This is a genomic window from Arthrospiribacter ruber (assembly GCF_019343195.1).
GTDB lineage: Bacteria > Bacteroidota > Bacteroidia > Cytophagales > Cyclobacteriaceae > Arthrospiribacter > Arthrospiribacter ruber.
The window spans coordinates 84,844-109,214 of the sequence record NZ_RPHB01000011.1 but is presented as its reverse complement, the minus strand read 5'-3'; the positions used below and the strand labels follow the sequence as shown (position 1 = coordinate 109,214).

The 24,371-nt window shown below is 41.4% G+C and carries 19 protein-coding genes; 8 read left to right on the top strand and 11 right to left on the bottom strand.

Translation table 11 applies throughout. The annotated features are described in order from the left end of the window. The first annotated feature begins 98 nt into the window (after positions 1-98). Positions 99-1,730: an alkaline phosphatase PafA gene (pafA, locus tag EGN73_RS20145; protein ID WP_219293700.1), complete on the top strand. Its 1,632-nt coding sequence runs from the start codon at positions 99-101 to the stop codon at positions 1,728-1,730. 232 nt (positions 1,731-1,962) lie between these two features. Here pafA and EGN73_RS20140 read toward each other — a convergent pair whose 3' ends face one another. After that, positions 1,963-3,126, bottom strand: a complete 1,164-nt coding sequence (locus tag EGN73_RS20140; protein WP_219293699.1) for a homogentisate 1,2-dioxygenase — start codon at positions 3,124-3,126, stop codon at positions 1,963-1,965. A 229-nt stretch (positions 3,127-3,355) separates the two neighbouring features. On the opposite strand from EGN73_RS20140, the gene EGN73_RS20135 reads away from it, so the two are divergent. Both EGN73_RS20135 and EGN73_RS20130 read left to right on the top strand, forming a co-directional pair. Next, positions 3,356-4,147, top strand: coding sequence for a glycoside hydrolase family 16 protein (locus tag EGN73_RS20135; RefSeq protein WP_219293698.1), 792 nt, complete (start codon positions 3,356-3,358; stop codon positions 4,145-4,147). An 83-nt stretch (positions 4,148-4,230) separates the two neighbouring features. Further along, entirely contained in the window at positions 4,231-5,103 is an 873-nt protein-coding gene (locus tag EGN73_RS20130) for a geranylgeranylglycerol-phosphate geranylgeranyltransferase (protein WP_219293696.1), read from the top strand. A 31-nt stretch (positions 5,104-5,134) separates the two neighbouring features. On the opposite strand, the gene EGN73_RS20125 is transcribed toward EGN73_RS20130, so the two are convergent. Both EGN73_RS20125 and EGN73_RS20120 read right to left on the bottom strand, forming a co-directional pair. Beyond that, positions 5,135-5,923: a tRNA pseudouridine synthase A gene (locus EGN73_RS20125; RefSeq protein WP_219293694.1), complete on the bottom strand. Its 789-nt coding sequence runs from the start codon at positions 5,921-5,923 to the stop codon at positions 5,135-5,137. Between the two features lie 18 nt (positions 5,924-5,941). Next, a complete protein-coding gene (locus EGN73_RS20120; RefSeq protein WP_219293692.1) occupies positions 5,942-6,949 on the bottom strand; it encodes a glycoside hydrolase family 5 protein in 1,008 nt (335 codons plus the stop codon). Positions 6,950-7,056: 107 nt separating this feature from the next. Between EGN73_RS20120 and EGN73_RS20115 the strand changes: the two genes are divergently transcribed. The 5 genes from EGN73_RS20115 to EGN73_RS20095 are packed head-to-tail and all read left to right on the top strand — an operon-like array spanning position 7,057 to position 14,737. Further along, positions 7,057-8,397 (top strand): sensor histidine kinase, encoded by a 1,341-nt coding sequence (locus EGN73_RS20115; protein ID WP_219293690.1) that lies wholly within the window; start codon positions 7,057-7,059, stop codon positions 8,395-8,397. Continuing rightward, a complete protein-coding gene (locus EGN73_RS20110; RefSeq protein ID WP_219293688.1) occupies positions 8,394-10,445 on the top strand; it encodes a cellulose biosynthesis cyclic di-GMP-binding regulatory protein BcsB in 2,052 nt (683 codons plus the stop codon). The genes EGN73_RS20115 and EGN73_RS20110 overlap by 4 nt, the downstream gene beginning before the upstream one ends. Then, positions 10,435-11,280: a hypothetical protein gene (locus EGN73_RS20105; RefSeq protein ID WP_219293686.1), complete on the top strand. Its 846-nt coding sequence runs from the start codon at positions 10,435-10,437 to the stop codon at positions 11,278-11,280. Before EGN73_RS20110 ends, EGN73_RS20105 begins: the two co-directional genes overlap by 11 nt. Next, positions 11,280-13,196 (top strand): glycosyltransferase family 2 protein, encoded by a 1,917-nt coding sequence (locus tag EGN73_RS20100; protein ID WP_219293684.1) that lies wholly within the window; start codon positions 11,280-11,282, stop codon positions 13,194-13,196. Before EGN73_RS20105 ends, EGN73_RS20100 begins: the two co-directional genes overlap by 1 nt. Continuing rightward, positions 13,193-14,737 (top strand): hypothetical protein, encoded by a 1,545-nt coding sequence (locus EGN73_RS20095; RefSeq protein WP_219293682.1) that lies wholly within the window; start codon positions 13,193-13,195, stop codon positions 14,735-14,737. The genes EGN73_RS20100 and EGN73_RS20095 overlap by 4 nt, the downstream gene beginning before the upstream one ends. A gap of 118 nt (positions 14,738-14,855) precedes the next feature. On the opposite strand, the gene leuB is transcribed toward EGN73_RS20095, so the two are convergent. From leuB to ilvB, 8 genes are read right to left on the bottom strand one after another with little or no spacing between them, the layout of a single operon-like run. Then, positions 14,856-15,917 (bottom strand): 3-isopropylmalate dehydrogenase, encoded by a 1,062-nt coding sequence (leuB, locus tag EGN73_RS20090; RefSeq protein WP_219293680.1) that lies wholly within the window; start codon positions 15,915-15,917, stop codon positions 14,856-14,858. Beyond that, a complete protein-coding gene (locus tag EGN73_RS20085) occupies positions 15,886-17,514 on the bottom strand; it encodes an alpha-isopropylmalate synthase regulatory domain-containing protein (protein ID WP_219293679.1) in 1,629 nt (542 codons plus the stop codon). The genes leuB and EGN73_RS20085 overlap by 32 nt, the downstream gene beginning before the upstream one ends. 54 nt (positions 17,515-17,568) lie before the next feature. Next, positions 17,569-18,159, bottom strand: coding sequence for a 3-isopropylmalate dehydratase small subunit (leuD, locus tag EGN73_RS20080; protein ID WP_219293678.1), 591 nt, complete (start codon positions 18,157-18,159; stop codon positions 17,569-17,571). A gap of 18 nt (positions 18,160-18,177) precedes the next feature. After that, the gene (gene leuC, locus EGN73_RS20075; protein WP_219293677.1) at positions 18,178-19,575 is read right to left on the bottom strand and encodes a 3-isopropylmalate dehydratase large subunit; all 1,398 of its coding nucleotides are present in this window, start codon (positions 19,573-19,575) and stop codon (positions 18,178-18,180) included. Positions 19,576-19,581: 6 nt separating this feature from the next. Then, entirely contained in the window at positions 19,582-21,093 is a 1,512-nt protein-coding gene (locus tag EGN73_RS20070; protein WP_219293676.1) for a 2-isopropylmalate synthase, read from the bottom strand. A 7-nt stretch (positions 21,094-21,100) separates the two neighbouring features. Next, positions 21,101-22,144: a ketol-acid reductoisomerase gene (ilvC, locus tag EGN73_RS20065; protein WP_219293675.1), complete on the bottom strand. Its 1,044-nt coding sequence runs from the start codon at positions 22,142-22,144 to the stop codon at positions 21,101-21,103. 13 nt (positions 22,145-22,157) lie between these two features. Continuing rightward, positions 22,158-22,667 (bottom strand): acetolactate synthase small subunit, encoded by a 510-nt coding sequence (gene ilvN, locus EGN73_RS20060; protein ID WP_219293674.1) that lies wholly within the window; start codon positions 22,665-22,667, stop codon positions 22,158-22,160. Positions 22,668-22,681: 14 nt separating this feature from the next. Continuing rightward, complete coding sequence (gene ilvB / locus EGN73_RS20055; RefSeq protein WP_219293673.1) at positions 22,682-24,364, bottom strand: biosynthetic-type acetolactate synthase large subunit; 1,683 nt, start codon at positions 24,362-24,364, stop codon at positions 22,682-22,684. Positions 24,365-24,371 lie beyond the last annotated feature (7 nt).

Sequence of the window (24,371 nt, the reverse complement as noted above, 5' to 3'; positions counted from 1 at the left end):
GCCATGCTCACAAGGCCCTTCACAAGCATTTAACAATTCATTAAAGGGGACAGGGAGATCAAATTCTTATATTTGTGCCCAAATATGAAAATGCTGACATGAAAAAAATCATAATGGCTATATGGATGGGGTTGATGGCCGCCCCGGTTTTTTCCCAAAATCAAACAAGTGAAAAACCTAAGATCGTGGTAGGAATAGTAGTGGACCAGATGAGACAGGAATATTTCTACAAATACCAGGAAAGGTACACAGAAGGCGGTTTTAAGAGACTTATGAGCGAGGGATATATGATGAAAAATGCCCACTATAATTATATCCCAACCTATACAGGTCCTGGCCATGCTTCGGTCTACACGGGCACCACTCCCGCTACCCATGGCATCATTGCCAATAATTGGTATGTAAGGTCATTGGACCGCATGATTTATTGTGCTGAAGACAGTACTGTCACGGCAGTGGGTGGAAGCGAAAAAAGCGGACAGATTTCCCCTAGGAATATGAGAACTACCACCATATCTGATGAGCTCAGGTTTTCGACCAACAAAAGATCAAAAGTAGTTGGAATAGCACTCAAAGACCGTGGAGCCTCCTTACCTGCGGGTCACTTGGGCGATGCCTATTGGTTTGACAGCAATACAGGGGAGTTTATGACATCTACTTATTATTATGAAAACCTACCGGAATGGGTGCAAGAATTCAACGACCGCAAACTCCCTCAGGAATATTTGTCCCAAAAGTGGGAGACCCTATTCCCTTTAGAGACCTATAAGCAAAGTATTGAGGATGACAACCCATTTGAAGGACCTTTTATCGGAATGGAAACCACCTCATTTCCGCACGATCTACCGGCATTGATGGAGGACAATGACAATTACGGCCTCATTTCCACTACACCATTTGGCAATACCCTGACACTGGATTTGGCTTATGCTGCCATTGAAGGCGAACAGTTAGGAAAAAGGGGGGAAACTGACCTGTTGGCTGTAAGTTTTTCTTCACCTGACTATATTGGACATAGATTTGGCCCTTCTTCCGTAGAAGTTGAAGACAATTACCTTAGACTTGACCGGGAATTGGAGAATTTTTTCAACTTTCTTGACCAAGAGTATGGCAAAGGGGAATACTTGATTTTTCTGACTGCTGACCATGCAGTAGCTGATATTGTAGATTATATGCTCAGCGAAAATGTTCCCGCAGGAAATTTCAACACACGTCAGGTTCTGACCCAAATCAGAGGGTTTTGCAGCATCAATTATGGCGACGGGAACTGGGTGTCCAATTTCTCCAATGAGCAGGTCTTTTTTAATCATGAACTGGCCAAAGAAAGGGAGATTGACATCGAAAGAATCCAACGGGAAGTAGCTGAATTCCTCCTAAGAAGATTCGATGGAATAAAAGAAGTATATACCGCTACGGACATGAGAAGGCAGGAATACCTTGAAGGAAGAAAAAGTCTGCTTCAAATGGGGTACAACCACAAAGCTTCAGGTGACCTCTTGTTGATTTTGGAGCCGGCTTGGCTTAGTAGCTCTTGGAAAGGAACGACTCATGGAACAGGCTATACTTATGACACCCATGTTCCGATAGTATTTATGGGCTGGAATGTGCCTCAAGGTTCAAGTGCCAGGTATGTCACCATCACTGATATCGCCCCTACACTTTCTATGATGCTCGGCACCAGACTCCCAAATGGAGCCTCAGGACAGCCTATATTGGAGATTTTAGATTGATGAAATCACGATTGACGATTTATGAGACTGTTCGTAAATCGTCAATCGTAATTCAATGTCGTTTAGTTTAGGGTAACTTTTCCAAAGTTCAGATTTGTAAACAATGTTTGTTTTTACTTTTAATCCAACTTTGGAATAGATTAAATTCAACTTGTTTCTTATCTAAACGACTTTGAATCGTAATCCCCAAATTGCATACGCAATCCAATCTACTCAAAGCATCGACACCGTTCTATTCCCTCCAACTCATTGGATATGCCGGATCTACAAAATCCAAACCTTGCGTCGTAACAAAAAGTGGCCTAAACGTGTCCAACATGACTGCCAACTCATGAGTTTCTTTTGCTCCGATGGACTTTTCTACTGTACCAGGATGTGGTCCATGTGGCAATCCGCCCATGTGAATAGTGAAGGAACCCCTGTCAATTCCCTTTCTGGACATAAATTCTCCTTCGGCATAATATAAGACCTCATCTGAGTCAATATTGCTGTGGTTGTACGGCGCGGGTATTGCCAAAGGGTGATAGTCAAACAGCCTTGGCACAAAGGAACAGATGACAAAGCCCCAAGCCTGAAAAGTCTGATGAACTGGAGGCGGCTGATGAATTCTCCCGGTAATTGGCTCAAAATCATGGATAGACAAAGCATATGGATACAAGTACCCATCCCAACCTACGATATCCAAAGGACTGTGACCGTAAGTATAAGGATGGAGCATTCCACCCTTTTTTATTTGAACCAAAAACTCTCCCTTTTCTGATTCTGTGTACAACTCACCTGGAGGACGGATATCTCTTTCGCAGTATGGGGAATGCTCCAACAACTGCCCTACTTCATTTCTATACCTCTTCACGGTCTCGATAGGTCCATGGGATTCTATTACCAACAAGCGCAAAGGCCCTTCTTCCTTCCACTCAAATCGGTAAATGGTCGTTCTTGGAATAACTATATAATCTCCTTGCCGAACTTGGAGCTTGCCAAACTGTGAGTAAAGCACCCCTTCTCCATCATGCACATAAATCAACTCATCACCGTCTGCATTTTTGAAATAGTAATCCATTTTGCGCTCTTCTGGTGCGCAGATACCCATCATGCAGTCATTGTTCATCATGAGCATCTTCCTGGCAGTGAGGTAATCTTTACCTGTGGCCCCAACTCCCGAGGTTTTTAAGTGGGTCTGCTTCAATCCATATTCTTTGGCAGGCTCCCAACTGTACGGGGTTGGCTCCCCGATGGAGATCACATTATTTGGATTATGAATATGATACAGGTTGGAGTAGATGCCTGAAAAACCTTTGGAACTGACCAGCTCCTCTTTGTACAGACTGCCATCAGGCTGTCTGAATTGTGTATGTCTCTTTGGAGGAATATTCCCCAGTCTGTGATAATATGCCATTATTAAAATACTTTTGGGTTTATACGTATTCAAAAATAATAAAATTTTAACGGCTTGAATGGCCAGACTGTTTTTAAGGGAAGAATAAATCGGATGAGCTTTCAAGACAGTAATATTCCACAATTACTGATCATCCTACCTTTTATCCCCTTATCTTTGGCTTACAGCCATATATCCTTTAATTTCAATGGCTAGAATTCATCAAGATTTCAATCAAACCTGTTAAGATATGAAAAACTTATTTTTCCTCCTTTCAGTAATTTTATTGCTTGGATGCAAAGGATCTGGATCAGATGACAATCTGATCTGGGCCGAGGAATTTGATTATGAAGGCCTCCCAGACTCAGATTCATGGACCTATGATGTAGGGGACCACGGCTGGGGCAACAATGAGTTGCAGTATTACACAGAGAATGAAAGCTCAAATGCCAGGATTGAAGATGGCAAACTGATCATCCAGGCACATCAGGACAGCACTTACGAAAAAGGCTATTCCTCTGCCAGACTCTTGACAAGGGGCAAAAAGGCATGGAAATATGCCTACATTGAAGTAAGTGCCAAGCTTCCTTACGGAGTGGGCACCTGGCCGGCCATCTGGATGCTTCCAGAGCAAAATACTTATGGAGGCTGGCCAAAAAGTGGGGAAATAGATATTATGGAGCATGTAGGCTATGATCCAGGAGTAGTCCACGGGACGGTACACACAGAAGCGTTTAATCACAGAAAAGACACCCAGGTAGGCAAGCAAGTGCAAGTCCCTGATTTTGACAAAGCATTTCATGTGTATGCCATTGATTGGCAGGAGGACAAAATTGACTTTTATCTTGACGGGGAAAAATACCATACTTTTGAAAATACCGGTGGAGATTGGGAAGAGTGGCCATTTGACCAAGAGTTCCATTTGATTCTCAATATAGCAGTAGGCGGAGATTGGGGCGGTGCTCAGGGCGTAGATCCTGATATCTGGCCACAACAGATGGAAGTAGATTACATTCGTGTATATAAAACCCGGCCGGAGTAACATCGTATCAGAAATGACACATTATTTCACTTGGAGCAGCAAGTTCCTGCATTTCAGAGTGCAAATTGTGTTAATTTTGAAACATGAACGCCACAGCTACAGTCAATTCCTTTACCTTTTGGAGTCTATTGAAAATCAGTAGGCCCGCCAATCTGGTAATTTTGGCTTTCGCTCAGCTGATGACGGCTTATTTTTTGGTGGAAACCACGCGCATGGGAGTCCCTGTGCTCCAGGATATCAACCTGTACTTACTGGTCTTGTCAACGGTGATCATAGCTGCAGCAGGTTATATGATTAATGATTATTACGATGTCAAAATTGATTATGTCAACAAGCCGGAAGAAGTTATCATTGGTAAGGGAATGAAGCGCCGGATGGCCATTTTTTTTCATACCGTACTGAATTTTGTGGGAATTGGGATAGCACTTGCAGTAAGCCCAAGAGTGGCTATCATAACTTTTGTGTCGGCTTTTTTATTATGGCTTTACAGCAATCAGCTTAAGAGACTCCCTTTGGTAGGAAATTTTACAGTTGCTTTGCTTACCGGTGCCTCGATCTGGATTGTGGGGTACTATTATCAACAGTCAGAGCTGCTAGTACTCACTTATGCAATATTTGCATTTTTCCTCAATCTGATCAGGGAGATCATTAAGGACATAGAAGACAGACAGGGGGACAGAAAACATGGTTGTAAAACACTGCCTATAGTCATCGGTTTCAGAAATACCAAGCGGGTGATTTTTCTGATTGCCATTGCATTTGTCTGCGCCATTCTGGTGGTAACTTTCAAAATCAACAATGCCCAGCTGTTTTATTACTTCGGAATCTTGAGCCTCTTGTTTTTCTTTTTTATGTATAAAATTTACATAGCCGATAGAAAAGCACACTTTACCCAACTGAGCATGCTTTCAAAGCTGCTGATGCTGACGGGTATATTGAGTATGGGTTTTTTATAAATTCAGCTAGAGATTATTCCCAAGGCGATTTTCACTTCAATTTTTCTTCTAAAAATCTAACCTGTTCTAACACCAACCCGCAAGCCGGTGCAGCTATGGCTACAGGGCTTCCTTCTGTCTGAATCAGGGCATTTTCAAAATCTTCCAAGGTCAGTTTTCCCAGTCCCAAATCTGCCAAGGCACCTGCCATGATTCTTACCTGATACCGGAGAAATCCTTTCCCGGAAACAATAAACACTAATGTTGTAGACTTTGTATCTCTTATGGAAGCATCCTGAACCAATTCCGCAGCGCTTACTTCCCTAACAAAGTCAATGGTCACTTTATCGACTGAGCAAAAGCGGCGAAAATCAAATTTCCCGACCAATTTGGCTGCGCCAGCTTTCATTAAATCTACATCAGGCATGCCTGGAAAATATCCTGCAGTCGGATTCTCTAAAGGGTCCGGCTTCTCTCCAAAAACAAAAGTATAGGCATAGGTTTTAGATTCTACATCCTGAATAATGTTGAACTCTAGACCTATAGGTTGCAATTCCAAAACCTTAATATCGGTAGGTAGATTTTGATTGAGAAGTGTCAAAAAATCAATGTTTGGTAAAGGCTCTTTCAGAAAAAGTTCAAAAGCTCCCTTCCTGCATGAAACGCCTGCATCTGTCCTACTTGCTCCCAAAACATTGAAATCTTCATGACCAAGCACATACCTGATCCCCCGTTCCAACGTACCCTGAATGGTCTTGACTCCCTTTTGCCTTTGCCAGCCAGAATACCTCAGGCCTAAGTATTGGATGTACAGGAGGTAGCAGTTCTTTTTCGTGTTCATGTTGCTAAGTAATCCCTTTTATTTCACCTCTTTTACTATTCCTTCAATTCCAAAATTACCCCTCCACTCCCATACAAATCCCGGAATTTGAAACTCCCTGAGTGTTTTTCCCAAATCATTGAGATACCTGACCCTGGACATTTCGTCGGCATTTTGACTTACTCCATATTCAGTACACATCAAGGAAACCTGATGCTTCTTGGCCCAGTTCGCAATTATCGAAATTTTGTCTACCATACCATTGATGTCTCCGGTTTTTTCGTAGTCTCTATAATTTATTTCACCGTCTGTTCCCAAAGCATCCGGGTGAATTTTCGGCATATCCGGGGCGCTGTATGGATATGGGATACCAATAGTGGCATTTTGAGGTCCTGTCCATTCCGTGCCTTGGTGTGTAAAAAGGTAAGGTTCATAGTAATGGAAGGTATAGATCAGATGATCAAAAGGCAAAGGCTTGGTTCTTGACAATTCAAATAGACTATTATAATTTGAAGCGCCGACAATGATGGGAATAGTAGGGCTTACTTCCCGAATCTTGCCAATCGCGGAAATGGCAGCTTCCTCCCAGTAATCCGGATTCAGAGTAGGCTCATTTGCAAGTTCCAAGTAAAGATACCTGGTATCATTGGGAATATGCTTGAGGATCTCCAACCAGTTCTCAGCAAGTTTATCACTTTGAGTTTTCCAATTGTCATTGTCTATTCCATGGTGAAAATATGCCAAAATCAATGGAGTGCCTGTCTTTTCTGTATACTTCACAAGCTTCCTTAACTCATTTAAAAATCTCCTGTCATTTTTTATCAATTCATCTACTGCCAAGGGTAATCTAAAAGCATTGAATCCTTTTTGCTCCGCGTTTTTTATAGAATTCAAAGCATGTCTTCCATTCAATTTTCTATCCTCCCAGACCCTTTCGCAGCCTGTAAGATTTACACCTCGGAAGTCCACCAAAACCTGCGCTTTTGAAGGCATCCAAAAATACAGACTAATAAAAAACGGACTCAAAACTAAGAAAATGTTCTTCATTTTTATTTTTGACAATTAAAATTTTATTATGCTTATTTGACTGAAATAAGACACTTATTTCACAGTTAAATACCCCGATATCTACTTTAATCTTTACGGTTTAATTTATGAAACAAACAACAGTTTCAGCGTCAATTGAAAAAGACGAACTTTTGAGTAAATATCAAAAGAAAATGTGGGATGCTACAAATTATATTTATTGGAGCATTACCAGCTTACTGATTGGGTTATTTATAGTGGAGTTTTTTATTTTCAGTTCACTTTGGAAATCTACATTTTTATTTAAGCTCATCCTGATTTTCATTGGCTTTGTATCACATCCTTTGGCAAAAAAAAATCAAAAACACTTTCAAATACTATGCTTATCCTATTTGATTTTGTTTACTGCATACTGTTTCACCATTATCAATATCGAATCAGGTCCAGTAGTTACCTTTTACTTCTTATTGCTCACCCTAGTAGTAACCGGCGCCAATTACCTCACCCTTTGGTCCCCTGTATATTCTTTTATTGAAGTTTTTCTTATTACTGCTTTCTTCTTTCTGATAATCGGTGTAGATGACTTCATGGAGCTTTCCGATAAAATGACACTTGGGGGATATGCTTTTTTTTCCTTTATGTACCTATCTGCTTTCGTTCCCAACGCCCGCAAAAAAAACTACTTGCTCTATTTGGAAAGGGATGAAAAAAAGCAAGCTGTCCTCAATGAATTGGTATCCCAATACAACTATACCAGTCTTAAGCTTAATGAACTTGAACAATCTCAAAAAATCGATAAAGACCGGGAAAAGCTCTTGAGACATGACCTCAAAAACAAAATACACAACATCATAGGGCTGGCACAGATTATAGATGGGGACAACCTGAATGATGAAGAGAAAAGTTATATGGCCCTGCTTAAAGATGTCAGCAATGACCTTTTAAAATATGCAGACAGTATTTACAAACAAAACGAAGACAAATTCGACAGCCCACTTACGATTATTCTTGAGTCGGTCAACCCTGTATCTGTAGTTTCCAAAGCACTCATTGGAGTGCAGAACAAAGCCAAAGAGAAAAACATCATACTGAAAGCTGAAAAAATCCACAAAGACGATTTCATTATGGCAGATTTTCTGATTTTGAGTAATGTACTTCAGAACATGTTGAACTACATGATTATTTGGTCAGAAAACAATTCAGAAATCATTATTTCATCCGGAAGTAATGAAAATAACACCTACATAGAAATCTTTGGCCCCTCTGCCGATATCTCGGCCAAATCCCTAAACGCCATGTTCAAGCCCCTTGAATCGTTTCAGTTCAATTCTAGTTTTGAAGCACCGAAAGGCCTCGGTTTACAAATAGCCAAGAATATGATAGACAAAATGAGCGGTTATTTTAAGTACCGGACAGAACTAAATGGCGGTGTGGTCTTTATTGTCGAGTTTAAAACATTGAAAAAATGAAAAGACAATTTACCCTGCTACTCACTATAGGACTCCTTGGTGTAAGCCAACTTTTGTTCGGATCCAATATAGAAAATCAGATTTCAGGATTTGAACAGTATGGATATTCCAGGCAAACCACTGTAACGGGAAGCACTCCGGTAAACTTTTATATCAAACACAAAGAAACCAGGGATTATGCAAACAGCTTTTTTGACTTGAAAATCACAGTCTCTGACCTGATCGACAGGAAGCGAAGCGGAATTAGATTTAGAGTAGGAGATTATTATACGTCTTCTGTAAAGTTAGATGACTTTCAAGATACCATTCGGGTAAAGGTTCCTTTATCAGTTTCAGCCATTAGCTCAGGTTATATCCATCTAAGTATCGAGCCCAGCTTCTTTTGGGAAGACGAGGATTGTTCCGATTTAGACCAAAGGTCAATCTGGATGCAGGTAACCCAAAACAGCGGCATTGTAGAAAAAAGACTGTCATTCTCAGAAAAAAAACCTGAATTTGCTATTAATGATTTTTTACCTACCGTCGAAAATTTGTTGATAGAAAAGTCCATTTTGGAAAACTATCCCGATCTTTTGGCACATACCCATTTTCTTATTCAAAAGAATTTCGGTTCTAAACTCAACATCAAAGCCTTAGAAGATGCAAATAATGAGGATTTTCACCATGGATTAGTTATTTCTAATCCAAATGTTGTAGGAAAATATTTTCCTAAAGAAAATTTTAGGAATTCAGCAGGAGCAGTCGAATTTAAAATCAGTTATAAGGAAACATTTGATTCGACAGCTTCAAAAAATGTCTACACAAGCTCTTTGATAATGAATATACCTGATCGGGAGGCGTTCCAAAAGGGTATTGAAACACTTCGCGATCCTGAATTAAGGAGTTCAGCAATCACTGAGTATATGCTGATCTCCGAAGTTCAAGAAAAAAACCCTGACTTTGGTTTTAAGCTCAAAAACACCTACACTTTTGATGAGTTGGGAATGGAAAGTGAGGAAGTTTCAGGTATCGGAATTATCAGAAGAAATTTATCCCTCCCCTCCTATCTAGCAAAAAGGGCTGTCAGAAATCTCGAATTGAATGTAGCAGTCAATTACAGACCTATACAAAAGAAAGAGCAAGGTTATTTGAATGTCTATCTCAACAACAGACTTCTCGAATCAATCAGACTGGATCAAAGTGGGATACTACAAAAAAGCATCTTTCTCGATATAATACAATTATCTACAGGAAGCTATTTTGGGTTTGAATTTATTTATATACCCGAAGGTGGGTTGTGTGATAAATCGTCGGATAATTTCTATGCAGTAATTGACAACAATCAGTCAAAAATCTCTCCAACATTTTTCCCGAAAACACCATCGACTTTTGCGTCTTTTCCCGCCAATTTCAAAAATAAAAGTGTTGCATTGCACTATGAAAAAATATCCGGGATAAGAGATATTGAAACATTTTCGGATATAATTTATCTCTTAAATGAAAGAGATCCACATGTCAATGAGTTGTACCTTCCAACAATACAACGGTTTGATCCAGAATATGTCTTGGACAGAAACACAGATTATATTTTCATGTTTCAAAATGCTAACCTTGGCAATTTGAATTTAAGCAAAAGCCAATTTATCCAATTCATAGATGGAAAAATAAGCTATAAGTCAGATCAATTGGATAGATTTTTTGAATTTTATCATAGTGACAAGCTGAATTACCTGCAGCTATTTGAACACAATAATTCGAAAATACTTCTCTTAAACCAATTTAACCCCGATCCTAAGGCAGTCACCCGGCTCTGGGAAGGGATGAAAGATCAATTCCTAACCAATACCGGAAATGTCATGATCTCAAATGAGAAAAGGTACAGTTTTTTTGATCTGAGAAGTGAAAGGACCAAAAGTGCAGAAATGGAGACAAGAGCAAACTTTGATACATTCTGGGATCAATATGGGATCCTTTTGATTCTGATTGCTTTTTCTTTGCTTTTGATCCTATTGGTATACATATATAAAAAATCACAGGAAGCTAAAAGAAACATAGAAAATGCCCGGTAAAAAACTCATTGTTGTATTTATAGCCTTGCTCATTGCGGGTATTGGCGACTGCCTGGCACAAAACCCCTGGCAGCAAGATTCAGGTGAATACCTCATTTCCCCTTTTGTAAGTCACTACAGGGCTACTTCTTTTCGCAACAGAGAGGGCGAACGAGTAGCGTTTAACGATGACGGGATATTCTATAATTACAATCCCAGAGTGTTTTTCAGTTTACCATTAAAAGGCTATAAAGTAAACTTGTTTGGGTCAATCCCCATATTCTCCAACAGGTTTGAAGACAATAACCGCTCCCAATCCAACATTGACTTGGGAGACATAGAATTAGGAGCCAGATTCCATCTGAAAGCTCTCAAAAACCACTATTTAATGGGAGCTGTGACAGGCTTCATTCCTGCCTACAACAACAATAGACTCCCATATGCCGGCTATGGAAGGTATGGCTTGGAAGCAAGGGCAATCCTTGGAGGCAACTCTCCTTGGCTGGGAGAAAGCAATAACTTTCACAGAGTTGAGCTTGGGCTCCGTCAGTTTTTCCTAGCAGGCCCTACACAGGTGAGGATATATGCCTCTCAAGGCTTGAGAGTAGGTGGAAACTTTGTTTTTTTAGGAGAATTGGACGGTATATTTTCTTTCAGTGATGAAAGTGAATTTATAGAAAACAACCTACAGCTTGTTGCCGATTTCAATATGGTGAAAGCAGCCATAAATCTTGGTTATGAATTCACCCCTAATTTCTCCATTTATGCCGGGGTATTCCAGGACATACACAACAGAAATTCCGGAATCGGAAGTGGCTTTCAATTGTTTTCGATCATTAAAATTGACAAAAAATAATGTTTAAAACGGAATTCTACAGAAAAGCTTTGTTTCAGGAAGGCATTGGACTCAATACCATTCAAGTGGAAGAAATAGAAGGGCTGGAAAAAAAACTCAATCAGAGCTTTTTGAGAATTGCATTGAATTATGGCTATGTCAGCAGAAAAGACTGGAAGTCCACGCTGATTAAAAACGGGATCGAATTCTATCAGTTTGATTACAGCAATCTTAGCCAAATTCCAAAAGGAGATGTTATTGCGAGCAACCTTCACAGATTTTTGGATCTGCTTGCTTTTCCGATCCATCAGGATGAAAATAATCTTGAAATCGTCGTCGCTGATCCTTCTGACGGCATCAATATCAATTTTGTAGAAGAAATTTTGGGTCAAAAAGTAACCAATATCCTGATTTCAGAGGATATGGATATCTTAAAGGCACTCCACGTGACTTATGGACTTGAATATTTGGATAAAGCCGTATTTCATATTTACGACAAAGACCGCGATGTTTGTGCCATCGAGACATTCACCAAATCCCAGCTCATTTTTATAGGCGGATTTATCACCCTTTGTCTTAGCTTATTCCTGTTCTTCCCAGTGAGCGTGGCTATTGGCCTCAACCTCCTGTTGAATGTATTGCTGTTTTTCTCCATAACTTTCAAATTTCTCCTTACCCTTTATGGATCCAAATTTGAAGTTTCCAAAAAAGTATCCATCGAAGAACTGGAGAGCATAAGCGATGAAGAATTGCCCAATTACACCATCCTGCTGCCTGTTTTCAAAGAATCAGAAGTGATCCACAAATTGGTGTATAACTTGAAGAACCTAGATTATCCTTTGGAAAAATTGGATATAAAACTTCTCATAGAATCTGATGATGAGATGACCTATAACGCTGTGAAGAACATGAAATTCCCATGTGTTTTTGAGCCCCTCATTATCCCTTACGCCCAACCTAAAACCAAACCCAAGGCCTGTAACTATGGCCTCTACTTCAGTAAAGGGAAATACCTGACCATTTACGATGCAGAGGATATCCCGGACAATAATCAGCTGAAACTGGTACACTCCCTTTTCAAAAAAATACCAGAGGACTATGTAGTGATACAGTGTGCGCTCAACTATTTCAACAAAAAAGAAAATTTACTTACCCGACTATTTACACTTGAGTATTCCTATTGGTTTGATTACATGCTTCCTGGTTTGGACAATCTTGATGTTCCTATCCCTTTGGGAGGAACAAGTAATCATTTCAAATTCGATAAATTGATGGAACTTGGAGGATGGGACGGATTTAACGTGACAGAGGATGCAGACCTGGGACTTCGTGCCTATGCCAAATCCTATAAAGTGACAGTCCTGGATTCAACGACTCTTGAAGAGGCCAACAATGATTTTTTCAACTGGATCAGACAACGCTCCAGATGGATAAAAGGGTACATGCAGACCTACCTTGTCCATATGAGAAATCCTGCAAAACTCCTAAGGAAAGTCGGTATCAAGGGCTTTTTTGGCTTCCAGTTCTTTATTGGAGGTACCTTTTTCACCTTCTTGATATACCCTGTTCTTTTGCTGTTCTTACTCTTGATAGTTTTCCTGAAGTCACAAATCTTGGATTTACTTATATTCTGGAGCCCAGAAGATACCAGTAATCAGATTTTGGCCTACTTCAATGTTTTCTTTCCGGATTGGCTTGTATTGGTCGCCATATTCAACTTTGCAGTAGGAAACCTCATCATGATATATGTGAATATGATTGCTGTGTTCAGAAGAAAAGCATATTCCCTCATGTTGTTTGCACTACTCAATCCCCTGTATTGGTTGATGCATTCCATTTCGGCATACAAAGGTTTAATACAGTTGATTACCAAGCCTTTTTATTGGGAAAAAACCAATCATGGCCTTACTAAATCTACAAAACCCCATTCCGTATGATGGTGAAAAGGCTAATTTATGTTTTGACCTGGTTGCTTATCAGTGCCATCTACCTCTATGCCGCTTACTGGCTGCAAAGCAGAGGCTTTTTCAATCTGGAAGCCTATTTTCTGGAATACAAAAAAATCATATTTCACAAATACAGTGACAGTCTGGTTAACACGTTTTATTTTACTTCTCCGGCCTTACTTTTTTTGAGCAGTCTGGTCTTTGGGTTCACAAGTGCGGTTCAGGCTACTTTTGTGGTAAATGCATTTCTGGTAGGCGCCCTCACCAACCACATGATCCATAAATCTGTAAAAGGCCAAACCATTTCACCCATCATGGTATTTTACTTGCTATTGAGCCCTGTGATCTGGTATGGAGCTGTTTCCGGTGGCAGTCTTGGTTTTTATCTTATTTTTTACTTTGTTTTTTTCAGACTACTATTCAAGTATACCCAAACTTACTCGGTATACCATTTGACACTGATCAGTATACTTTTGGGAATGTTTTTCTTGCTGGATCCCAAACTGCTTCAGCTTCTCCTGATACTCATTCCTGTATTCTTCTTCGTTTCTTTTTTTAAAGCCAAGGGAATTTCGGGTAGCTTCTATTCCCGAGCATCTATGATCTTCAGCAATGATTCCCAAAGACGTAAATTCTTCGGATCATTTTTCTCTTCAATAATCGTCGTACTGTTTATACCAATTTCTGCCTTAATCACCTTTTTGTTGCTCAACTGGGTCTTTGGTGGCAGCTTCTTCTACTTTCTATTCAGCCCAACAACAACTTGGACTGCCTACTCCAACCTGCTTCCATTTAAAGATGACCTAATATATATTTTACCCTATATCGGAGATGTACAATACCTAGCCCTTTTCTTCTTGCTTTCCATATTTTTGATCTATCAGATTTTTGTGACGGAAAATATGACGGAAAAGTCCTTCTTACTTACCCTGGTATTGTTTTTTGCTTTCAGTCAAGTTAGAAATGACACACTCAACAACTTAAATCTTAACTTCTTAAGCATGATGACTGGGGCAGCTATTGCAGCCTCAGGCACTTTGTCAGCATCAAGAAACAAAGAGAAAAAAATGCCTGTCCCTTTCCCTCTTGTGGCATTGATCTTTCTTTCTTTGGCCTTTAAATTATTGTACTTTGAAATCACTCCTGTGGCCACTGAAAGCAGGTTTTTGTCTACTTTCAAATCACCACAAGAGTCCGCGTTGCTTAATAGTATATCAGAGGTCAAGGAAGTCACACGAAAGCTTCCAGCGGGCAGAATTCTGGTAGATGATGCTATATTTTTTGCAGAATTGACAGGGGTTCCTGACACTTATGATTGGGAAGGACATTTCAGCCCTAGTTTTCAGCAAGCACTCCAACACCCGGAACTTTACGCAGACTACCTAATTGTGACCAAAAGCCACCACAGGCTACATTTAGACGACCTAGTGGCTATTTCTTTAAAAAGGTTGGAAACAATGGGACAAAAACCAGAGCTTCGACTGCTCTTCGAAAATGAATTTCTTGAAATTCACCAAATTAAACCACTTTAATCTCCCTATCTCAAAAAGTATACTTCTTCAAAAACCAGAATAAAGTACTCCCAAAAAATAAAATCCTGCCAAGCAGGGCCTGACAGGATAGTGGTGTTCACTAAATCAAATATTTGTATCAAATATTTGCAGCGAGCCAATCTCCTACTTCTGAGGTTTTATAGGCCTTCCCACCTTCAGCAATATCTTCTGTGACCACTCCCTCAGCCAAAGATTTATTCACTACATCTGAAATGGCTTGAGCCTCTTCTTTTAAATCAAATGCGTATTCGAACATCATCGCTGCGGACAATACCGTAGCCAATGGATTGGCGATATCCTTACCTGCAGCCTGCGGGTAAGATCCATGGATAGGTTCAAAAAGCTTGTTTTCAGTACCTAAGGAAGCCGAAGGCATCAATCCCATTGAGCCTGAAATTACGGAAGCCTCATCTGTCAAAATGTCCCCGAAAAGATTTTCGGTAATCAGGACATCATAGGCTTTTGGCCATTGTATCAATCTCATGGCCACAGCATCCACAAATTCATACTCGACTTTGACATCAGGATACTCTCCCGCCAGCTCCTGAACCGTTTCCCTCCACAGTCTTGAGGTTGCCATGACATTGGCCTTGTCCACACAGGTCAATAACTTTCTCCGTTTTTGAGCTGCTTCAAAACCCATCCTGGCAAGTCTGGTAATTTCCTCCTTGGAATAGACATTGGTATCAAAAGCCTTGGTCCCCTGCTCATTTCTTCCTCTTGGCTCACCAAAGTAAACCCCACCAGTCAATTCGCGAAAAAAGACAAAATCAACTCCATCCACCCTCTCCAACTTAAGAGGAGACTTGTGCACCAAAGAGGGGAATGTGAAAGTAGGACGTACATTTGCGAAAAGTCCGAGTTTTTGTCTCATTCTTAGTAGGCCTTGTTCCGGTCTTACTTTTGCTTTTGGATCATTGTCATACTTAGGGTCTCCGATGGCACCGAAAAGAACCGCGTCTCCTCTTAGGCATACTTCATGTGTGCTGTCAGGGTACGGATCACCTGTCTTATCAATGGCTGTAGCGCCGACCACAGCTTCTTCAAAAGAAATTTTGTGCCCGAATTTTTCTCCTACTGCTTTTACTACTTTTACTGCTTGGGCTATCACCTCAGGGCCTATTCCATCACCCGGCAAAAGCGCGATATTCATTTCCATAAAAACTGTTGTTTTCTTGTTCTGGGTTATCTTTTATTTCATTATTTGACATCTCATTCCCGCTAGGCCTATCAGTCATTTTATCAATGATGTTAAGCATTTTTTCTGTAGCCTTCATAGCGGCTACGGTTTGGTCACTGTCCAATCCTTTGGTTTTGAAAATCCTCCCAAAATCCCAAGTGATCACTGTTTCCACAAATGCATCCGTCTTACCTCCTGGTGGGATGGTCACGTGGTAATTGATCAGCTTAGGCAAGGGAAGCTTGATAGATTTGTAAATCTTCTTCAAGGCCTGCATAAATGCATCATACTGTCCATCACCAGAGCCTCCCTCTTCATAGCTTTCCCCATGCACGTTCATTTTAAGCTGAACACTTGGTTTCAGTCCTTTGGAATGGCTCAGGCTGTATCCTTCAATAAAAATATCATGTGAAATAGAGTTATTCTGAAGCACATCAGATATGATATAGGGCAAATCCTCTGTAGTGACCCTTTCCTTTTTATCCCCAAGTTCGATGATTCTCTGGGTTACTTTAGTAAGTTCCTCAGGTTCCAGTGATATGCCTAACTCTTGCAGGTTTTTGACAATATTGGCCTTACCGGAAGTTTTCCCCAAAGCATACTTCCTCTGACGACCAAATCGTTCCGGCAAAAGATCATTGAAATATAGGTTCTTTTTATTGTCCCCATCGGCATGGATACCAGCTGTCTGGGTAAAGACATTTTCTCCGACTACAGGCTTGTTGGCTGGGATATGCTGGCCTGAAAACTGCTCCACCAACTTACTGACCCTGAATATTTTATTTTCTTTGATATTCAATCTGAAATCCGTGAAGTCCTTTAGCACTGCGATCACAGATTCCAAAGGAGCATTTCCGGCCCTCTCTCCCAGACCATTGACTGTAGTATGTATGCCATTGATACCGTTGTATATGGCTTCCAATACATTGGCTACAGAGAGATCGTAATCATTGTGGGCATGAAAATCAAAATGGGTATCGGGAAACTCTGTGGTGATCAACTTCACAAAATGACTGACTTCTCTTGGATTTAGCAAGCCCAAGGTATCCGGCAGCATAATCCTCCTTACCGACAAGCCCGAAAGGAAGGAAATCAGGTCCATAGTATACTCCGTGGAATTGCGCATTCCGTTGGACCAGTCTTCCAGGTAGACATTCACCGTGATACCTTTGCTTTCTGCATAGGCAATATTTTTCCGAATATCCTCAAAATGTTCCTCGGGGGTCTTTCGAAGCTGATGAGTCAGGTGGTTGAGAGAACCTTTTGTCAAGAGATTCATCACCTTACCGCCTGCAGCAGTAATCCAATCTACAGAAGCAGGAGCATCCACAAAGCCCAAGACTTCAACCCTATCAATGAATCCTTTTTCGGAGGCCCACTGGGTGATTTTAGACACACCTTCCATCTCACCTTCTGACACCCTGGCCGATGCCACTTCTATCCTATCTACCCTCAACTCTTCCAGCAGCAGCTTTGCAATCTGAAGTTTTTCTGAGGGCAAAAAAGAAACACCCGAAGTCTGTTCACCATCCCTGAGGGTGGTATCCATGATTTCTATTTTTCTATAATGCCCCATTTGAATTACGAATTACGATATACGTGTTACGGTGTACGATTTAGTATCTGTATTTTATCGGGATTTGGCAAACTCAGTGATATCAGACTTGATGTTCAGCAGATAATCAATATCGTCAAATCCATTTTTCATGTTTTGCTTTTTGTAAGCATTGATGTCAAATGATTCGGACTGACCACTTGACAAAAGTGTGATTGTCTGCTTATCGATATCGACTTCAATTTCTGTCTTAGGATCACTCTCCACCGCTTCAAAGAGTACTTCGGCAAATTCCGGACTTATGGTCACAGGCAGTACACCAATGTTTAGACAATTATTTTTGAAAATATCCGCAAAAAAAGAGGATACCACACATCGGAATCCATAATCATAGAGCGCCCAAACAGCATGTTCTCTACTGGAACCTGATCCGAAATTTTTCCCGGCCAATAAGATTTTACCGTTGTAGGTAGAATCGTTCAGGACAAAATCTTTCTTAGGATTGCCTTCCACATCATAGCGCCAATCCCTAAAAAGGTTATCACCAAAACCCTCCCTTTCAGTAGCCTTTAGGAACCTTGCAGGAATGATCTGATCTGTATCCACATTTTCTGCTGGTAGTGGTACTACAGTGCTGGTCAATACATTAAATTTATCGTAAGCCATTTTTTTCTTTTTGAATGATTAAACTTCCCTTGGATCGGTTATTTTGCCTGTTACAGCGACTGCTGCTACAGTCAGAGGACTGGCAAGCAAAGTCCTGGCTCCAGGCCCTTGCCTTCCTTCAAAATTCCTATTGGATGTAGATACGGCATATTTACCGGAAGGAATTTTATCATCATTCATTGCCAGACAGGCCGAACATCCTGGTTGTCTCAACTGAAACCCTGCTTCCTCCAATATCTGTACAAGGCCTTCCTCGGATGCCAGCTTTTCTACTTCTCTGGATCCTGGTACTATCCAAGCGGTAATATTATCTGCTTTTTTCTTGCCTTTTACAAAATTGGCTACTGCCCTGATGTCTTCTATCCTGCCGTTGGTACAGCTTCCGACAAACACATAATCCACTACTTTTCCCTTGATGGCTTCTCCCGGGGCAAATCCCATGTAGTCCAGAGACTTCAAAAAGGATTTCTTGTTACTTCCTTCCAATCCTTCGTCGGTGGGTATAAGGTCCTTGATCTTAATCCCCATGCCCGGATTGGTACCATAAGTGATCATAGGTTCGATATCAGCCGCGTCGAAATTGTATTCTTTTTCAAAAACAGCGCCTTCATCCGTTTGAAGTGCCGTCCATTCAGCTACCGCTCTATCCCAAGCCTCACCTTTTGGTGCGTATCTTTTCCCTTTCAAATAATCAAAGGTAGTCTGATCCGGCGCTATCAATCCCCCCCGGGCTCCCATCTCTATACTCATATTACAGACCGTCATACGGGCTTCCATGCTAAGGTTTCTGAATGCCGAGCCGGCATACTCTACAAAGTAACCGGTAGCACCTGCAGCGGTGATTTTAGAAATGATATAAAGAATAATATCCTTACTGGTCACTCCTTGTCCCAATTCACCATCCACAGTAATCCTCATTTTCTTTGGCTTACTCTGCATGATACATTGGGTAGCCAATACCATTTCTACTTCTGAAGTACCAATTCCAAAAGCAATCGCACCGAATGCTCCGTGGGTGGAGGTATGGCTGTCTCCACATACAATGGTCATGCCTGGCTGGGTAATCCCAAGTTCTGGACCAATGACATGTACTATACCATGATGATCAGTACCAAGGTCATGAAGCTCTATATCATATTTCTTACAGTTTTCCCTTAGCTTTTCTACCTGCATTCTGGAAAGCTTGTCCTTTATGGTCTTATCCTGGTCCACTGTGGGCACATTGTGATCCGGAGTAGCGACTGTCCTCTCCGGATAAAGTACGCTGACACCTCTTTTTTCCAGATTGAGGAAAGCCACTGGACTCGTCACCTCATGTATAAAATGTTTATCAATGAAGAATACATCAGGTCCTGCTGGTACTGACTTGACCACATGGGCATCCCAAATTTTATCGAATAATGTTTTCTTTTCCATCGTCTGTTAAGCTACTATCACTTTGTCCTTCACTGGGATTTTGTTCAAGGCATCCACATAAGCCTGGGCCGAAGCCAGCACGATATCTGTATTTGAAGCAAATCCATAGTATGGCTTCTCTCCCTGCATGAGTCTCATGTGAACTTTAGCCACATCATCACTTCCTGCCGTAATGGCCTGAATCAGAAATTCTTCCAGTACTATGTCTGGCTTTACGACCTTTTCTATTGCCTTTAAAACTGCATCCACGGGGCCATTGCCTTCAGAACTCGTGTTGTAGGATTTTTCACCGATTTTGAGGCTCACTTCTGCTTTGATATTACCATTGGAAGCGTAGGTTACATTTTGCAACTCTATAAAGCTGGAATCATCCAAATACTTTCCTACCAGAGAAAGGAGGTCTTTTGGTCCAATATCTCTTTTGGAATCAGCCAGAAGAAGAAAATCCTCATATACTTCCCTAAGAGCATCTCCTTCAAGCTCTACCCCTAGAGAGTCCAAATGAAACTTCAACGCAGCCCTACCGCTTCTGGCAGTAAGGACAATGGATGATTCATGTACTCCCACTTCTTTAGGATCTATGATTTCGTAGTTTTCACGGTGTTTCAATACTCCATCTTGATGAATACCTGAAGAATGGGCAAATGCATTTCTTCCTACAATAGCCTTGTTGGGCTGTACAGGCATATTCATTAGCTTGGAAATCAACCTGCTGGTTTCATAGATTTTTTCCGTACGGATATTGGTATGCACATCAATATCATGGTGACATTTGATGGCCATCACCACCTCTTCCATAGAGGTATTTCCTGCCCTTTCTCCTATTCCATTGATGGTGAGCTCTGCTTGCCTTGCACCATGCTGTACACCTGCCAGGGTATTGGCGGTAGCCATCCCAAGATCATTGTGACAGTGGGTGGAAATTATGGCTTTGTCAATATTGCTTACATTTTCTTTGAGGTACCTGATGATCGCACCATATTGTTCGGGAAGACAATATCCGGTGGTATCAGGAATATTGACTACAGTGGCTCCGGCTTTGATTGCTGCTTCCACTATTCTTGCCAAAAATTCATGCTCTGCCCTACCGGCATCTTCTGCATAAAACTCCACATCCTCCACAAAACTCTTGGCATACTTCACTGCTCTTACAGCTCTTTCTACAATGTCATCAGGATTAGACCTGAGTTTGTATTGAATATGGTAGGGAGACACACCTATACCGGTGTGAATCCTACCTTTTTTGGCATATTTCAATGAGTCAGCAGCTACTTCAATATCCTTTTCCACAGCTCTTGAGAGTGCGCAGATGATAGGATTAGAAACTGCTTTTGAAATTTCCAATACGGAATTGAAATCACCAGGGCTGGAAATTGGAAATCCCGCCTCGATGATATCTACCCCCAGCTCTTCCAAAGCTTTAGCCACCACTATCTTTTCCTTGGTGTTCAATTGACACCCCGGTACCTGCTCTCCGTCACGGAGCGTGGTATCGAATATCCATAGCTTTTCACTCATAATTATATCAGTTATTTTCCGGTCTTAATTTTCTTACTGTAGCACCTGCCTGCCACATTTCTGATTCTCTCAGTTCCTTCAATTCCTCTTCAAGCTTTTCTCTGTAATCTGATTTGCTGTTAGAGTCGATGGACTTCTGGGCTTCCTGTCCGGTTTTCACACTATTGTACAGGTCCTCAAACACCGGCTTAGTAGCATCCCTAAATGGCTTCCACCAATCCAAAGCACCTCTCTGTGCCGTAGTAGAACAGTTGGCATACATCCAATCCATTCCATTTTCAGCTACAAGGGGCATCAAACTTTGTGTAAGCTCTTCCACTGTTTCATTGAATGCTTCAGAAGGCGTATGACCGTTGGCGCGCAATACTTCATACTGGGCGGCAAAAATTCCCTGTATGGCTCCCATCAATGTCCCTCTCTCACCAGTAAGATCTGAGGTCACTTCCCTGTAAAAATCAGTTTCGAAAAGGTAACCGGAACCTACACCTATTCCGAGTGCGATCACCCTATCCTTGGCTCTTCCTGTAGCATCCTGATAAATGGCATAAGAGGAATTGAGTCCTCTACCTTCAACAAACATCCTTCTAAGGGATGTCCCTGAACCTTTAGGAGCTACAAGAATTACATCTACATCATCCGGCGGAACAATACCTGTCTTTTCTTTGTAGGTGATTCCAAAGCCATGGGAGAAATAAAGGGCTTTACCTTTGCTCAAATGTTTTTTGACAGTAGGCCACAGGGATATCTGACCAGCATCTGAGAGTAGAAACTGGAGAATGGTTCCTTTTTCGCAGGCTTCTTCCAACTCAAACAATGTTTCTCCAGGAACCCATCCGTCCTGAACTGCTTTGTCCCAGGTTTTGGAGTTTTTACGCTGCCCCACAATGACATTAAATCCATTGTCTTTAAGGTTCAAAGCCTGACCTGGACCCTGTACACCATATCCTAGAATTGCGATGGTTTCATCTTTCAATACTTCTCTGGCTTTTTCCAAAGGGAACTCTTCCCTGGTAACCACATTTTCTTCTACTGATCCGAATTTCAGTTTCATAGTGAATTGTTAATTAGGTTTGATTATTTAAATACTCTTGGACCGAAAATTTCGGCTTGGCGATTGCCACCCTACCAGACCTCGAAAACTCCAGCAGGTTGAACGGCTTGAGGATTTCTAGCAAAGCCTGTGTATCCTCTTTATGTCCGGTAAATTCCAGTACTACAAATTCCTTTTCTGCTGCTATTATATGGGCATTGAACTGCCTGATTACCTTTTCCACACTAGGATCCAGGCTTTCAATAGGTATTTTGTACAGCGCTATTTCCTGATATACTACCTCGTTATCAGTAAAATAGTAGGCCTTGATCACATCTACCACTTTCTCAATTTGCTTGACCAGATGCTCTATTTGCTCAGGCGTGACCGTTACTTCAATGGTGATTTTATGAATTCCATCCAAGCGGCTTTCTGAGGCGGTAAGTGCATTGATATTGATACCCCTGCGGGTAAATATGATGGTGATCCTATTGAGGATACCAATGAAATTTTCTGTATAAACTAAGATGGTGTATCTGTTCATGTGCTTTTTTGCAATTAGCTTAACCTTACTTCTTCTACTGAACAGCCAGTGGCTATCATCGGAAACACGTTGTCTTCTTTTTCCACTACTACTTCAAGGAAATAAGGTCCATCCTGCACCAGCATTTCTGCTACCGCAGCTTCCAAATCTTCTCTTTCGGTAACTTTCCGGGCTTTGAAGTTGTAAGCTTCTGCTATTTTGATAAAATCAGGGTTGTCCAGCTCAGTAAAGGAATACCTCTTGTCGAAGAAAAGCTGTTGCCATTGTCTTACCATACCGAGATAATTGTTGTTGAGCAATACAATTTTCACAGGTGCCTTGGTCTGCATGATAGTCCCCAATTCCTGGATAGTCATCTGTATTCCTCCATCCCCTACTACGCAGATTACCTGCTTTTTATAATCGTGCAATTGTGCTCCAAGAGCAGCTGGTAAGGCAAATCCCATAGTACCCAATCCGCCGGAAGTGACTTGGGTTCTAGTAGTTTTGAAATCAAAATACCTCCAGGCAATCATCTGATGCTGACCTACATCCGTAACCAGAATAGCATCCTTTTCTTTAAATTGATTGATCAAGCGGATGACTTCGCCCATGTGAAGGCCACCATGCGTGGCATGAAGATCGTTGGCGACTACTGCTTCTTTTTCCTGGGCTTCAAGCTCTCTGAATTTTTCAAGCCATGATAAATGTGACTTTTGATCTACGGCCTGAGTCAGCATAGCAAGACTCTTTTTGCAATCTCCCAACACTGGAACTGCACACTTTACGTTCTTGTCAATTTCTGATGGGTCAAGTTCCAAATGGATGACCTTAGCCTGTTTGGCATACCTTTTCAAATCTCCTGTCACCCTATCGTCAAACCTCATCCCTACAGCAATAAGGACATCACATTTATTGGTCAACAGGTTGGGGGCGTAATTGCCGTGCATACCAAGTTTTCCCACATAGTTGGGATGTGTCTCGGGCAAAGCTCCAGAACCAAGCAAGGTACAGGCAGCCGGAATTCCGGTTTTATCTACAAATTCCTGCAATTCCTTTTCTGCATGGGCCAACACCACTCCCTGACCAAATAGCAAATAAGGCCTTTCTGCTTTATTGATCAGCTCGGCCGCTGCTTGGATTGACTGTGTGTTGATCGGCTGAAATGGTCGGTAAGACCTAATTCCCGTACAGGGGATATAATTAAACTCCCCGAATTCAACCTGGGCATTTTTAGTGATATCGACCAAAACTGGCCCCGGTCTTCCGGTCATGGCAATGTGAAAAGCTTTGGCTATGGCTGGAGCAATATCTTCCACACTCCTTACCTGTATATTCCATTTGGTACCAGGCATGGACAATCCCACTACATCCGTCTCCTGAAAAGCATCCGAACCAAGCAAATGGGCTGCTACCTGTCCTGTTATGCAGACCAGAGGAGTACTGTCTATTTGTGCATCTGCAAGTCCTGTAATAAGATTAGTGGCTCCAGGTCCAGAAGTGGCCAGTACTACACCGACTTTTCCTGAAACCCGTGCATATCCCTGAGCTGCATGGATGGCTCCCTGCTCATGACGTGTAAGCACATGCTTGATCTGGGCACTGTAATCGTACAAAGCATCATACACCGGCATGATGGCACCTCCCGGATATCCGAAAATATATTCGGCATTTTCGGCGATCAGGGATTTGACAACTATATCTGCTCCTCTTACCATAATGTTG